Below are 15065 nucleotides of genomic sequence, written 5' to 3'. Positions count from 1 at the left end.
ACTCTTTACAGTAGAAAAAAATGACAACCCTGATTCATGTACTGGGATCTGATATCCCGCACCATAATCTAACTGTGCTGCGCTTCTTTAATGACGTGCTGGCCACTCGTGTGCCAGCAGAGCAGGTGCGGCATTTTATGGTTGCGGCCAAAGAGACAGCGGCTTTTTCATCATTCCCTCAGTTAGATATCGAGACGCACAGCAATAAGAAAACTTTAGCTGAGGCAGTTATTGCCCGTGCGCAAGCTGACCGCAGCACTCGATTCTTCTGGCATGGGCAATTTAATGCCACTTTGTGGCTAGCCTTGCTGAGTGGGAAAATCAAACGGCACCAAGTCTACTGGCATGTTTGGGGGGCTGATTTATATGAAGATGCCAAAAACTGGAAGTTTCGCCTGTTTTACATCCTGCGCCGCATGGCGCAAGGGCGCGTCGGCCATGTTTTCGCCACGCGTGGCGATTTAATTCATTTCCAACAACGTCATCCGCGGGTGCCAGCATCACTGCTCTATTTCCCAACGCGTATGGACCCGACATTAACGGGTATCAATATTGAAAAGCCTCTTGCTGGGCCAATGACGATTCTGGTTGGCAACTCTGGCGATACCACCAACCGCCACATTGAAGCACTAAAGGCGATTCATCAGCAATTTGGTCCTGATGCCCGCGTGATTTTACCGATGGGGTATCCGGCTAACAATCAGCTGTATATTGAGCAAGTTAGGCAAGCTGGCCTGGCGCTGTTTGCACCAGAGAATTTGCGCATTCTGACGGAGCAGATCCCGTTTGATGATTATTTGAATATCTTGCGTGAATGTGATTTGGGCTACTTTATTTTCAATCGCCAGCAAGGTATCGGCACTCTGTGCTTATTAACCCAGTTTGGGGTGCCTTTTGTCCTAAGCCGCAAGAATCCGTTCTGGCAAGATTTAGCCGAGCAGCATATTCCCGTGCTTTTCTATGGCGATTCATTAGACGAGCCTTTGATTCGTGAAGCACAACGCCAATTAGCCGGATTGGATAAGCACGCTATTGCATTCTTTAATCCTAATTATATTGAGGGCTGGCAACAAGCGCTGGCACTTGCCGCAGGAGAACACCCATGACGCTGGGCCAATTTGGCGGTCTTTTCTGTGTCTATCTGATGGCAGTGATTTTTATCCTGACGTTGACGTATCAGGAGTTTCGGCGTGTTCGCTTTAACTTCAATGTGCTGTTTTCCATGCTCTACTTGCTGACGTTCTATTTTGGTTTCCCACTCACCTGCATGTTGGTGTTCCAGTTTGGGGTCGAGGTGGTGCCGGTTGAGTACTTACTGTATGCCATGCTCTCTGCCACGGCGTTCTACGCTATTTACTATGTGAGTTATAAGACTCGCTTGCGTAAGCCGCGCAGCCAGCCACGGGCGCCGATATTCACCATGAATCGGGTGGAAACCAATCTGACCTGGATACTGTTGGCGCTGGTGGCCATCGGTACCGTCGGTATCTTCTTCATGCAAAATGGTTTCCTGCTATTTAAGCTGGATTCTTACAGCAAAATCTTCTCCAGTGATGTCTCTGGTGTTGCTCTGAAGCGCTTTTTCTACTTCTTCATCCCGGCGATGTTAGTGGTCTATTTCCTGAAACAGGATATGCGCGCCTGGTTCTTCTTTCTGGCCAGCACCGTCGCGTTTGGCATCCTGACCTACGTTATCGTCGGCGGGACTCGCGCGAATATCATCATCGCGTTCTCATTATTCCTGTTTATTGGTATTGTCCGTGGTTGGATAACCCTGTGGATGCTGGCGGCAGCTGGTGTCTTTGGGATTGTCGGCATGTTCTGGTTGGCCCTAAAGCGCTATGGTTTGGATGTTAATGGCGCAGAGGCGTTTTATACCTTCCTGTACCTCACGCGAGATACGTTCTCGCCGTGGGAAAATCTGGGCTTGCTGCTGCAAAATTACGACAAAATAGATTTTCAAGGGTTAGCACCGATTATCCGTGATTTCTATGTGTTTATTCCCAGTTCCCTGTGGCCTGCTCGTCCTGATTTGGTACTGAATACCGCCAATTACTTCACTTGGGATGTGCTGGATAATCACTCTGGGCTTGCCATCTCACCCACCCTGATTGGATCTTTGGTGGTAATGGGCGGCGTGTTGTTCATCCCGCTGGGCGCCATCGTGGTGGGGTTAATCATTAAATGGTTTGATTGGCTGTACGAGCAAGGTAAAGCAGAAACTAATCGCTACAAAGCGGCCATTCTGCAAAGTTTCTGTTTTGGGGCGGTATTTAACATCATCGTGTTGGCACGAGAAGGATTAGATTCCTTTGTCTCGCGCGTGGTGTTTTTCTGCGTGATTTTTGGTGCCTGTCTGGTACTGGCAAAATTGTTGTATTGGTTGTTCGATACGGCGGGTTTGATAACGCAGCGGGTACAGCGCGGCGTTGGTAAATCTAAGAGTCTATCTGGGCCTCAAGTGGGCAGCCAACTGTAAGGATCGTAATGGAACCGAATACTGCTACTCCAAAAGAGACTGAGATTGCTAAAGAAACCGACATTGCTAAATATAATGTCCGTGGCTTCGACATCTGGGGTTTTCGAGACATGGCCCAGACGCTGGATCATCTGCTGAGCAGTGGTCCGGTGAAGACCGGTACATTGGTGGCAATGAATGCAGAAAAGCTGCTGAAAGCTGAAGATGATGCCGCGCTGCGTGAACTGATCTGTGAGGCGGAATATCTGTATGCCGATGGTATCAGTATGGTGCGAGCTATTCGGCGTAAATACCCGCAGGCGAAGCTCTCAAGGGTTGCGGGAGCTGACTTATGGGAAGCTCTGATGCAGCGCGCGGGCCAGCAAGGGACGCCGGTATTTTTAGTCGGTGGCAAACCTGACGTTCTGGCAGAAACCGAAGCTAAACTGCGCGCGCAATGGAATGTCAATCTGGTGGGAAGTCAGGACGGTTATTTTACTCCCGAGCAACGTGACGCTCTGTTTGCTCGGATCGCGGCCAGTGGGGCGGCGATAGTCACTGTGGCCATGGGGTCGCCTAAGCAGGAAATGTTTATGCGTGACTGCCGTAAAATACACCCGAATGCGCTGTATATGGGCGTAGGCGGTACTTACGACGTCTTTACCGGCCATGTTAAACGTGCACCTAAGGTATGGCAGAATCTGGGGCTGGAGTGGCTTTATCGCCTGCTGGCTCAGCCAAGCCGCATTCGCCGTCAGTTCAAACTGCTCAAGTTTGTTGGCTATTATTACAGCGGTCGTCTGTAATAATGTGCCCACAGCAGGGCCACTCTGGCCCTGCTGTTATAAAACTTCCTCTAGCTATTTCCTCGATCAATACCAACCCGTCTTAATTCCATTTTGGAATCAATTTTTATATTTTTATTCCATAAAGTTTTAGTTTCTTGTTTGCTAATCTAGCTCAGATACGGAACGATACGCGCCGGCTAGGGTTTTATGGACATTATTGCTTTTTATTATGAGCTGTTTCCCTATGCTTTAGCCTGCAATCGCTAATGTATTAATTATTAGGCTGGATACCTTAATTCGGCTTTTTTGCATCGCGGCATTCTATTAATAAAAACAACCGGGAATCCGGAACGGACACACACCAGTAAGTTTACAGAGGATATATGGCAGATAACGAAGAGAAAAAAGGATTACACCGAGGGCTGGAAGCCCGGCATATCGAACTAATAGCATTGGGTGGAACTATTGGTGTCGGGTTGTTTATGGGCTCTGCCAGTACATTGAAGTGGGCTGGGCCGTCAGTATTACTGGCTTATATTATTGCCGGTTTGTTTGTGTTCTTCATTATGCGCTCAATGGGTGAAATGCTGTATCTGGAGCCAGTTGCGGGCTCTTTCGCCGTGTATGCACATAAGTATCTCAGTCCCTATTTCGGCTATCTGACCGCTTGGGGCTATTGGTTTATGTGGATAGCCGTGGGAATCTCTGAAATCACCGCTATTGGGGTATATGTCCAGTTCTGGTTTCCAGAGATACCGCAGTGGTTACCCGCCATTGCCGGGGTCGCCGTCGTGGCGCTGGCTAACCTGGCCGCAGTCAGATTGTATGGCGAGCTGGAGTTCTGGTTTGCGATGATCAAAGTGACAACCATCATTGTGATGATTCTGGTGGGGCTGGGGGTAATCTTCTTTGGCTTTGGTAATCATGGTCAAGCTATTGGTTTTGATAACCTGACGGCTCATGGCGGCTTCTTTGCTGGGGGCTGGAAAGGCTTCATGTTTGCGCTGTGTATTGTGGTGGCGTCTTATCAAGGGGTGGAGCTGGTGGGGATTACTGCAGGTGAAGCCCGGAATCCTAAAGTGACATTGAAGCGCGCCATCAATAATATTCTCTGGCGTATCCTGATTTTCTATGTCGGGGCCATTTTTGTCATCGTCACTATCTTCCCGTGGGACGGTATTGGGACCACAGGCAGCCCGTTTGTCCTGACCTTTGCCAAGATCGGGATAGTTTCAGCCGCAGGGATTATCAACTTTGTGGTACTTACCGCCGCCCTGTCGGGGTGTAATAGCGGTATGTATAGCGGTGGGCGCATGCTGTATGCCTTGGCGAAGAATCGCCAGCTACCCGCTTGCCTGACAAAACTGTCGGCCAGTGGTGTTCCGGTTTATTGTATTGCCGTTACGATCATCTGCCTGTTGGTGGGGTCTAGCCTCAATTACATTATTCCTAATCCACAGCAGGTGTTTGTTTACGTTTACAGTGCCAGCGTATTACCGGGCATGGTACCGTGGTTTGTGGTGTTGGTGAGCCAGCTGCGTTTTCGTCAGGCACATAAAGAGGCCTTGAAGCAGCATCCGTTTAAATCCATCATGTTCCCGTATGTAAACTACCTCACTATCGCTTTCCTGATTTGTGTCTTGGTCGGCATGGGGATTAACCCGGATACCCGCTTATCTTTATTAGTCGGGATTATTTTCCTTGGATTGGTGACGGCATGCTATTTTGCGCTGGGAATGCATAAAAAGGCTCCGCTCGAAGCAAAACGGCTATAAAACCAGCGAACAAGGCGGAGTGGGGGCTAGTAATAGCTGACTTTTGTGGCAGAGTGAGCAAAGCGTAAGCAAACGCATCATTTCTTCTAAAAAAGCACTAGACAGCCAAGCATTAAAACCGTAGTATCCCCACCCGCAACGGCGCTAAGCGCCCGTAGCTCAGCTGGATAGAGCGCTGCCCTCCGGAGGCAGAGGTCTCAGGTTCGAATCCTGTCGGGCGCACCATTAATTTTGTGTGCAAGAGCTGCGGTGGTAAGATTGCCGCGTAGGACGAAGTAAGCTGTATGAAGTGATGGTGGCTATAGCTCAGTTGGTAGAGCCCTGGATTGTGATTCCAGTTGTCGTGGGTTCGAGTCCCATTAGCCACCCCAAATTTTTGTGGAACATGCGATGGTGGCGGAATTGGTAGACGCGCTAGCTTCAGGTGTTAGTGTCCTTACGGACGTGAGGGTTCAAGTCCCTCCCTTCGCACCACACAAAACATGTAGATTTTATTAAGATTTACATGGACATAGGTCGAGAGACCATGTAGAGTGAACAGTAAGAAATCGGCGAGTAGCGCAGCTTGGTAGCGCAACTGGTTTGGGACCAGTGGGTCGGAGGTTCGAATCCTCTCTCGCCGACCAATTTCAGAAGAAACCCCGCAATGCGGGGTTTTTTTTCGTCTGCATTTTGTCTCCATCACCGTGATTTACGCGGTATGCCTGTTGGGGCTTCTATTCTTGTGAACGTCTATCCGCAATCTCTTGCCAACCCAAAATCCTGACAGCCGCAAGCCATATTGGCACCCTTTGATCAAATTGGCCTGATGGCATGAGCAAAGCTGCGGTTTATTGGGCCAAAGTGTGGGTGTTGGCTTTTTGCGACAAAGGATGAATACTTTGTCTCTGATAGGTGACATATAACCAACTGATAAATATTAAGAAAATAATCGGTCAGTTATAACGTCGTTTTGTAGCGACAGATCACTCTAGATGTCGATGTCTTAGTACCGCAGGTGAGGTGCCTAGGGTGGTGGGGAAAAGTAAAAATAAAATTATTATTTATCAGCCAATTAAAAGTCTGTTGATGTTTAGTTGAGTGAAACTCCTGTGTAAGATGCGATTTGGCACGCTAAGTGCAATATCTATTATGTAGATGCTCATCCCACTTATTATGACAGCCTGGTTTTTATAACCAATTGTGCTTCATAAACCCGGGGATGATGCAGAGCCGATTTTAGGGTGCCTATTGTCCATGTAAACGATGTTGAATATCTTCATCACATACCGGGCATAACGTTGAGTGAGGCACCGACATTGTTGTCTGTAGACCTGAAAATTTTAGACGCTTGCCCATATCGGCAAGCGTTTTTTTTTGCAAAAAGTAAATAACATAAAGGCCCCCGAAGGAGCCTTTATATTGCAGTTTAAGTTGAACCAAGGAGAAACGTGCCCTTAGGTGCGGTCACTCCTTGGCTCACCGCGGGTTAGCAATCAAAGAGATTCGCCATTTTGCTTCAGTGTCAGCAGTAACCCTTCACGGCGAGCCTGTGCGGCATCCTCAGGGCGGTGCAGTTTATCCAAGGCATCTGCCAGCCATGCATAATCATACCCGTCTGGGCGCTGTGCAAGCGCAGCTTTGAAGGCTTCACAGGCTTTCTCCCATTCACCGTGTTTGAGCATCAACTGCCCCAAGGTACTGTTGAGCAGCGGTGTTGCACCATGCTGTTTGATTTGCTGGCGCAATGATTTCTCTAACGGATCTGGATTACCAGACTGGAGACGCGGGATCAGCAGCACCAAGCGCTCATCATACTGGCGTTTCAGACTGTCCAGAATGATCTGCTGGGCGACATCGTGATCATCACATTCAATCAAATGCTCAGCCAACGCGACTTGCAGCGGGATCTCATTGCGTACTTTACGGCTTTGATCTTTCCACCAACGTTTCAGGCCATCACTGCCTTCTTCCGCCATACACTGATTCATAATGCCGATATAGGCTTGCTGCTCCAGGGCGGCAATCTCATCCGGGGTATGTACCTGAACCTTGCCCATTGCCGGTAGAATTTCCAACAGTGAGCTGTAAGCTCCAGAACGCAAGTAAGCAAGTTCGGCCAGACGCAGCACTTCAGGATGGCGCGGTGCCTGATCTAATAGACGGTCAACACCGTGGCGTGCCGCGTGGACATGCCCTTGCGCCAGTTGAATTCGCACTCGGGTAATATCCACTGGCAACTGCTCAGTATCGGCGACTTCTGCCGCGCGCTCGAGATATTGATTAGTGCGGAATTCATCACCACGTTGCTGAGCGGCTTCAGCCGCCAGTAAGTAGTTCACCATTGGCTGCTCAGCATGGTCGGCATTGCGGGTCAGTAACTTCTCAACTTGTTTGAAATCACCTTCGGCCAGTTTAATCAATGCCGCTTTGGTCTGCTTGCGGGCGCGGGTACGTTTGCGGCCCATAAACCAGCCTCGGGTGCGCGCACCGGTACGGAAAATACGGCGCAGTATCCATTCAATGATCAGGAAGGCTACCAATACCAATATCAGCATGATGACCAAGCCGGTCACACTAGTTTCAACGTTATAGTTGTCGGTTTGGATCAGCACATAGCCCTGATGCCCGGCGAGCATTGGACCCAGCACTATTCCGGCGGTCAGAATGAGGAATAACAGTAACACTCGCAGCATACTTATTCCCCCTGAGCAGCAACTGGCGCTTGTGCCAGTAAGTTACGGACCCGGGTTTGCATCAATTTTTCCAGCATTGGCTGGCTCTTCAATTGATCAGGCACGTCCATTGAGATTGATTGCTGACTTAGACTCTCCAGTTCATCCAGGAAAGCCTTGGTACTCGGGTCGTTTACATCAAAATAAGCGCGAATCCAGGTGGAGATGGTCTCCAGCGACTGTTTATACACTTCATCTTGGTGGCGGGGCACCGCTTGTGCTGCAACCAGCAGGCGGGAGCGAATATTTTCCCGCAAATAAACGTCCTGATTCGGTGCCAACAGCGGCTCCGCGCTACTATCACGGCGGCGAATAGTAATAAAGTCAGCTATAAAGCTGTGCCAGCTTTTGGCTAGATTCTGACGCCATTCAGATAGCGAGCTGGATAATTCGTCGCTATTGGCATCCATGGGTGAATCATCAATGTTGTTATCTGCCAGGCGTAGGTTATCCACCTGATTCGATAACTGGTTAAGTTTGAGGATGATGCCGTCAAAATCGACCTGACTGACCGCAGAAAGGGCACTGATATCCTCGGTCAATGCTCGGCGAACCTCGATAAGGCTTGGGTCATTCATGTCTGCCAAACTGGCATCAGCACTTTTCAGTAAGGTCGCTGCGGTGGTGACGTCTTGATCACTCCACAGTTTGCGCCCGGCCATTTTTACCAGAAAATCAGCTTGTGCCAGCAGCCAGGTTTTAGCATCGCTACCTGAAATCGTGGCGACTTTCTCCTGCAACTCATTAAGTTGGCGGATCAGCGAAGTCTGTTGGCGATCGGCGGCTTCCAGCGCTTTACCCTGCTGTTGCAACAATGACTCAAGCTGCTGCTTTTCTTGCAATTGGCTCTGTTTAAGTTCCGCCAACTGTTCTTGCAACGCGAGCGTTGCGGCATCTTGTAACTGAGCCTGTTGGTGTCCGTGATAATAAAGCCCGGCACCTAGCGCGATGGCCAGTGCAATAGCAATGGCACCCAGAATGGGGCCGGTTCGTTTCTCCCGGCGGACTTCTGGTGCTGGCTGTTGGTGCCTCTCAGCCGCGGTGGTTGTCTCTTCCACTGGTGCGGATGGGGTATTTTGTTCCGTCATATTGGGCATCCCATAGTCAGGTTTCAGGTTTATTGAAATTCTTGTAGCGCGCGGATCAGCGCGTCATTATCAGCATTCTCTGCTACCCGGATATCACTCCAGCCCATTTGGGCCGCTAAGGCAGCCAAGCGATCACTCACTACCACCAAGCGGCAGCGTAGCAACCAGGAAGAACGATAATAATCAGGAACTAAAGTATAGATCTGTTGCAACATTTCGCCGCTGGTTACCACCAGAATATCGACGCCGGAGCGTTGCCAGTGCGCACTCTGTTCACTGCCATCATAAAAGATCGGGCTGCGCTGATAACATTCACAAAAAGTGACGGTTGCTCCCCGTTCAGCCAAGCTTTCACCCAGTAGCTCGCGCCCACCATTCCCGCGCAATAACAGTGCCTTTTTACCGGACAGTTTTTGCAGGTCGGGCAATGACAGCAGCATCTCGCTGGTCTCTCCCGTTGGTGGGAAAGTGACGTGCAAGCGGCTGGCCGTATGTAGTGCTAATGCAGTGTTACGTCCAATAGCATAATAAGATAACCGCGCGGGCCATGACAGGTTATTTCTTTTTAACAGCGGGTTAGCATAGCGGATGGCATTCTGTGATAGGGCAAAAACCAAGTCGCCAGCCTGCATTTCTTGCAGTAATGCCGGTAATTTGGGTAGGTCATCACCGGGTGAGAAATCAATCAATGGCGCATGATAGGCAACCCGGCCCAGCGCACGCAGGCGGCTGACTAACTGCTCTCCGGAAGGGGATGGGCGGGTGACCAGAATCGTCATAGCGGCGCATTATCCTGATAAACTTCAGCTAGTATTTCCCGCGCGCCCCGAGATAGCAGCTCATCGGCCAGTTCAATACCCATTTGCTCTGCATTTTCAGCCGGGCCTCGGCGTTCGCCACGAATAATTTCACTGCCGTCGGGTGCTCCCACCAGTGCGCGAAGCCACAATATATCGCCTTCCAACTCAGCATAACTGCCAATTGGCACCTGACAACCGCCTTCAAGACGAGTATTCATCGCCCGCTCGGCACAAACCCGTAATTCAGTTTCGCGGTGATTCAATGGCACCAGCAGCTGGCGTGTAAAATCATCATCCAGGCGGCATTCAATACCGACCGCACCTTGACCAACCGCCGGCAGCGACTCTTCGGCGGGCATTGCAGAGCGAATACGAGTTTCCAGACCGAGGCGCTTGAGGCCTGCGACAGCCAGAATAATCGCGTGATAATCACCATTATCCAGTTTAGCAAGACGAGTGCCGACGTTACCTCGCAGATCGCGAATAATCAGATCCGGACGGCGTTCACGCAATTGACACTGGCGGCGCAGACTCGAGGTGCCGACAATGCTACCCGCGGGCAGGTCGTCCAAATGCGCATAATTTGTCGAGACGAAAGCATCGCGTGGATCATCACGTTCACAAATAGTGACCAAGCCCAGCCCCTCAGGGAAGGCAATGGGCACATCTTTCATAGAGTGCACGGCAATATCCGCCCGACCTTCCAATAATGCCAGTTCTAACTCTTTGACGAACAAGCCTTTACCGCCAACTTTTGCCAGTGGCGTGTCCAGAATGATATCCCCACGAGTTACCATCGGGACCAATTCAACTTGCAAGCCGGGGTGATTGGCTTGCAATAAATCTTGAACATAATGTGCTTGCCATAAGGCGAGCGGGCTTTGTCGCGTAGCAATTCGAATAATTTTGTCTAACATTGCTTGTTACCGTTTTATATTTTATGGCCCATCCTACCATCGACCGATGAATACTGTCAGTGCGGTAGCCACAAGTGCAGGGCGGGTAAGAGCATAAGAAAGCAACTATTGTAACAAATGCACGGCGAGATACGCGGTTTATACCTTTGACGGGCGACTAAACTGCAATACCGATGACTTTGGCTATAGATAGGCATTATAATTGTTGGGATAGCTTTACTTTCTTTACGGTCAATCGGCAAGGTGTTAGATTGATCACGTTTCCAGCAATAATTCGTTAAATATTCTTCAAACAAAATGTTTTTTGGTCACTTCAACAAAATGTACATTCTTTGGGTGAAGGTCAAACAAACAATAAACGAATCTGGAACACGGGTTTCTTTCTAAGCACCGGAACAATCAGGCGAGACGTCTTGTACCTCTACATCGAGACACTGAAACAGCGACTGGATGCGATCAACCAATTACGAGTCGATCGCGCCTTGGCGGCCATGAGGCCAGCCTTCCAAAAGGTCTACAGTCTGCTACCGACCCTATTACATTGTCATCACCCGCTGATGCCGGGTTACCTTGATGGTAACGTTCCCCATGGCATCTGCCTTTTCACGCCTAATGAAACACAGCTGGATTATCTGTCTGAGGTTGAAGCCAAATGGGGCCAGCCTTTGCAGCAGAGTGTCGGCGGCGAATTGCCGATTACCGGCGTTTATTCTATGGGAAGCACTTCATCTATTGGTCAGTGCCATACATCCGATCTAGATATTTGGGTCTGTCACCAAGCCTGGCTTGATTCTGAAGAACGTAACCGCCTGCAAAAAAAATGTAGCCTGCTGGAAAAATGGGCCGCATCAATGGGGGTTGAAGTGAGTTTCTTCCTAATAGATGAAAACCGCTTCCGCCACAATGCCAGCGGTAGTTTGGGCGGTGAAGATTGCGGTTCAACCCAACATATTTTATTACTGGACGAATTTTACCGCAGTGCGGTGCGTCTGGCTGGGAAACGTATTCTTTGGAATATGGTTCCGGTCGAAGAAGAAAATAATTACGATGATTACGTGCTGTCGCTCTACGCGCAGGGCGTATTAACGCCGAATGAATGGCTGGATCTAGGCGGTTTGAGCACCCTGTCAGCGGAAGAGTATTTCGGCGCCAGCTTGTGGCAATTGTACAAAAGTATCGATTCGCCTTATAAGGCGGTACTGAAAACCGTCCTGCTCGAAGCTTATTCTTGGGAATACCCCAACTCCCAACTATTGGCGATGGAAATCAAACAGCGCCTGCATGCCGGTGAAATCGTGGCGTTTGGCCTTGATGCTTACTGCATGATGCTCGACCGCGTCACTCGCTATCTTACTCAAATCAATGACACCACTCGGTTGAACCTGGTGCGCCGCTGTTTCTATCTGAAAGTGTGTGAAAAATTGTCGCGCACGCCAGCGAGTGCGGGTTGGCGACGTGAAATTCTCAGCCAATTGGTCAGTGAGTGGGGCTGGAGTGACGAGAGTTTGGCGGTATTAGATAACCGCGCTAACTGGAAGATTGAACGTGTGCGTGAGGCACATAACGAGTTATTGGATGCGATGATGCAAAGTTATCGCAACTTGATTCGTTTTGCGCGCCGCAACAACTTAAGCGTCAGCGCCAGCCCGCAGGATATCGGGGTATTGACCCGTAAACTGTACGCAGCATTTGAAGCTTTACCGGGTAAAGTGACACTGGTTAACCCGCAGATTTCACCCGACCTTTCTGAAGAGCATTTGACCTTTATTCATGTTCCAGCGGGCCGAGCTAATCGGCCTGGCTGGTATTTGTATAATCAAGCGCCGTCGATGGATGCTATCGTCAGCCATCAGCCGCTGGAATATAATCGTTATCTGAATAAATTGGTGTCGTGGGCTTATTTCAACGGCCTGTTGACCAGCAAGACCCGGTTGCACATTAAAAGCGCCAATCTGTGCGATACCGTGAAACTGCAAGAGTTGGTGACTGATATTTCTCACCACTTCCCGCTACGGCTACCCGCACCGACACCGAAGGCGCTGTACAGCCCGTGCGAAATTCGCCATTTAGCGATTATCGTCAATCTGGAAAATGACCCGACCGCCGCTTTCCGCAATCAAGTGGTTCATTTTGATTTCCGTAAACTGGATGTTTTCAGTTTTGGCGAGCAGCAGCAGTGTCTGGTTGGCAGTATCGATTTGTTGTACCGCAACTCATGGAACGAAGTGCGAACCTTGCATTTCAGTGGTGAGCAGGCGGTATTAGAAGCACTGAAAACCATTTTAGGCAAAATGCATCAGGATGCGGCTCCGCCAGAGTCGGTGGATGTGTTCTGCTATAGTCAGCATTTGCGTGGTTTGATTCGAACCCGTATTCAGCAACTGGTTTCTGAGTGTATTGATCTGCGCTTGTCCAGTACCCGTCAGGAACCGGGCCGTTTTAAAGCGGTGCGGGTGTCCGGCCAGACTTGGGGGCTGTTCTTTGAGCGCCTGAGTGTCTCGGTCCAGAAATTGGAAAATGCCGTCGAATTCTATGGTGCAATTTCCAATAATAAACTGCATGGGTTATCGATTCAGGTCGAAACTGATCAAATTCATCTGCCACCGGTGGTTGACGGTTTTGCCAGCGAAGGGATTATTCAGTTCTTCTTCGAGGGTACTGCAGATGAAAAAGGCTTTAATATTTACATCCTGGATGAGACCAACCGGGTTGAGGTTTATCACCATTGTGAGGGCAGTAAAGAGGAGTTAGTGCGGGATGTTAGCCGTTTCTATTCATCTTCTCACGATCGTTTTACCTACGGCTCCAGCTTTATCAACTTCAACTTGCCACAATTCTATCAAATTGTGCAGTTAGATGGCCGGACTCAGGTAATTCCGTTCCGCAGCAATACCTTATCTCATCTGCATATTGTTGATAAAGATGCCAGTGCACCCGCACAACAATTTCAGTTACATTGATATGTCTACAAAACATAACCAATAAAAACAGTGTTATTGGTTATGTTTGATGGGCAATAAATTTAATCTAAATCGTGCTGCATTAATTCTCCATCTTTTGATATATTATTTTTAGCATTTTCATTGCAATAATATTCAGAGTAAAACATAACAGTATCAAAGTGTGTTGCTGAGTTCTTTTCTATAAAAGGCTTTTGTTTATCAATTATTTCTTTGTAAATATTGGTCGTTAATCTTTTTTCTTCAATAGCAGTGAGTACCGAACGTGAATTTTTCAGCATGAATTCTAAATGTTTTTGATCAACAGGTTCACTTAAGTACATATAATGAGACATATTGGTTAACATTGAAAAAGGCAATTCACCTAAGTGAAGAGCAAAGCAATCCCGAATAACTTGGCTAACCCTGCCATTAGCATTTGGCAATAAATGCAGATATTGAAAATCTGATGTTAACTTAAATATCCCAGCAATATCACCTTCAGCATGAGCATTCACTAATTTACGTGCAAGTTGGTGAATTACGTTTCTTCTGTTCTCAACGGAATCATCCGTTATTCCATTTATTTTTATTAAAGAATCATTATGAAGAGTAAAAATATTTAATTCATATTTTAATGTATCGAGTGTTAATATTTTATTCTCTATCTTGTTATCTATGATGTCCTTAACATTAAAAATCCTGTTGCTCATTGTTATAAATGAGCTGCCACATTTGACGTTTATGACATCTTGGATAGTTAACAACTCGGCAAGGTTTTCTATACTGTAACCCACTCTTCTTACTTTATCCTCATAGTGGCTATTTTTGTCATTGTAGATAGCATTTAACCCTGAAAGTAAGAGGGTATATCCTTTTATCATAAGGGCATTATCATCTTCCTTGCAGCCCTTAAAACCAGCATCTTTCGTGTTATAGGCAATAATAGGATTTAGCTTGTGGGTGGCTTCAACATATAAGTAAGGAAGCAAAATCTGTAATTGTTTATTATCTAGTTTAGATAATCTTGCTTGCATTTTGCTTTCTGTATCCAAAGAGGCTCTGAATGCATTTATGGCATTATTCTCTTGGTAAAGAGTATTATTACTTTTAATTTCCCCTACACACTCTACTATTTTTTCATATTGTTCCTCAGCAGAGAGAGGAAGTAGACGGATATTATCCAGATCTACTCTTGTATCAATAATGTTAGTGTTGTTCCACTGTATGCCCGTTAGTTTTGCGCCGTAAAGAATAGCATGACTCAGATTGGTGTTCGTCATATTGGTAGAACGAAGATCAGCATTTGTGAAATCAATATCGGATAAATTAAGATTGCTTAGGTCCACACCTTGAAGATTACATCCATTATAAACTGTCACTCTACCAGCAGTATTATTTTCGCATTGTTCTTTTATTATCTCTCTTTTTAATGCTCTAAGCGAATTCCGTTCTAACTCTGTATGACATTTTGATATATCTTCATTTATTATTTTAATTTTTTCGGCGTCGCTAAAAATATGACTTTGAGTATCATAACAATTTAAAGTCGGATTTATATGATTTGAAGGATATATCATTTACAC

10 protein-coding genes and 4 tRNA genes are annotated in these 15065 nt (G+C 47.8%); 9 read left to right on the top strand and 5 right to left on the bottom strand.

Annotation, left to right across the window (positions count from 1 at the left end; translation table 11 throughout):
* Positions 1-20: 20 nt before the first annotated feature.
* From FTA96_RS11255 to FTA96_RS11220, 8 genes are all read left to right on the top strand, one after another.
* A complete protein-coding gene (locus FTA96_RS11255) occupies positions 21-1106 on the top strand; it encodes a TDP-N-acetylfucosamine:lipid II N-acetylfucosaminyltransferase (RefSeq protein WP_050123911.1) in 1086 nt (361 codons plus the stop codon).
* Complete coding sequence (gene wzyE, locus FTA96_RS11250) at positions 1103-2479, top strand: ECA oligosaccharide polymerase (protein ID WP_050110892.1); 1377 nt, start codon at positions 1103-1105, stop codon at positions 2477-2479. Before FTA96_RS11255 ends, wzyE begins: the two co-directional genes overlap by 4 nt.
* A gap of 8 nt (positions 2480-2487) precedes the next feature.
* The gene (gene wecG, locus FTA96_RS11245) at positions 2488-3264 is read left to right on the top strand and encodes a lipopolysaccharide N-acetylmannosaminouronosyltransferase (protein ID WP_145573840.1); all 777 of its coding nucleotides are present in this window, start codon (positions 2488-2490) and stop codon (positions 3262-3264) included.
* A 365-nt stretch (positions 3265-3629) separates the two neighbouring features.
* Positions 3630-5021: a bifunctional threonine/serine APC transporter ThrP gene (thrP, locus tag FTA96_RS11240; protein ID WP_050110895.1), complete on the top strand. Its 1392-nt coding sequence runs from the start codon at positions 3630-3632 to the stop codon at positions 5019-5021.
* Between the two features lie 148 nt (positions 5022-5169).
* Positions 5170-5246 (top strand) — tRNA-Arg (locus tag FTA96_RS11235).
* 70 nt (positions 5247-5316) lie between these two features.
* Positions 5317-5392, top strand: a tRNA-His gene (locus FTA96_RS11230).
* Positions 5393-5408: 16 nt separating this feature from the next.
* Positions 5409-5495, top strand: a tRNA-Leu gene (locus FTA96_RS11225).
* Between the two features lie 75 nt (positions 5496-5570).
* Positions 5571-5647 (top strand) — tRNA-Pro (locus FTA96_RS11220).
* Positions 5648-6496: 849 nt separating this feature from the next.
* Here FTA96_RS11220 and hemY read toward each other — a convergent pair.
* From hemY to hemC, 4 genes are read right to left on the bottom strand one after another with little or no spacing between them, the layout of a single operon-like run.
* Positions 6497-7696: a protoheme IX biogenesis protein HemY gene (gene hemY / locus FTA96_RS11215; protein WP_050109679.1), complete on the bottom strand. Its 1200-nt coding sequence runs from the start codon at positions 7694-7696 to the stop codon at positions 6497-6499.
* Between the two features lie 2 nt (positions 7697-7698).
* Positions 7699-8823, bottom strand: a complete 1125-nt coding sequence (hemX, locus tag FTA96_RS11210; RefSeq protein ID WP_145573839.1) for a uroporphyrinogen-III C-methyltransferase — start codon at positions 8821-8823, stop codon at positions 7699-7701.
* A gap of 29 nt (positions 8824-8852) precedes the next feature.
* Complete coding sequence (gene hemD / locus FTA96_RS11205) at positions 8853-9602, bottom strand: uroporphyrinogen-III synthase (protein WP_050123907.1); 750 nt, start codon at positions 9600-9602, stop codon at positions 8853-8855.
* Positions 9599-10540: a hydroxymethylbilane synthase gene (gene hemC / locus FTA96_RS11200; protein ID WP_050109682.1), complete on the bottom strand. Its 942-nt coding sequence runs from the start codon at positions 10538-10540 to the stop codon at positions 9599-9601. Before hemC ends, hemD begins: the two co-directional genes overlap by 4 nt.
* Before the next feature lie 413 nt (positions 10541-10953).
* On the opposite strand from hemC, the gene FTA96_RS11190 reads away from it, so the two are divergent.
* The gene (locus tag FTA96_RS11190; protein ID WP_050123906.1) at positions 10954-13500 is read left to right on the top strand and encodes a class I adenylate cyclase; all 2547 of its coding nucleotides are present in this window, start codon (positions 10954-10956) and stop codon (positions 13498-13500) included.
* A 62-nt stretch (positions 13501-13562) separates the two neighbouring features.
* On the opposite strand, the gene FTA96_RS11185 is transcribed toward FTA96_RS11190, so the two are convergent.
* Positions 13563-15059: a pentapeptide repeat-containing protein gene (locus FTA96_RS11185; protein WP_145573837.1), complete on the bottom strand. Its 1497-nt coding sequence runs from the start codon at positions 15057-15059 to the stop codon at positions 13563-13565.
* Positions 15060-15065: the final 6 nt, after the last annotated feature.

This window comes from Yersinia alsatica, assembly GCF_902170305.1.
Taxonomy (GTDB): Bacteria; Pseudomonadota; Gammaproteobacteria; order Enterobacterales; family Enterobacteriaceae; genus Yersinia; species Yersinia alsatica.
The sequence above is the reverse complement of the archived record's forward strand: the minus strand, read 5'-3'. Positions and strand labels throughout refer to the sequence as shown.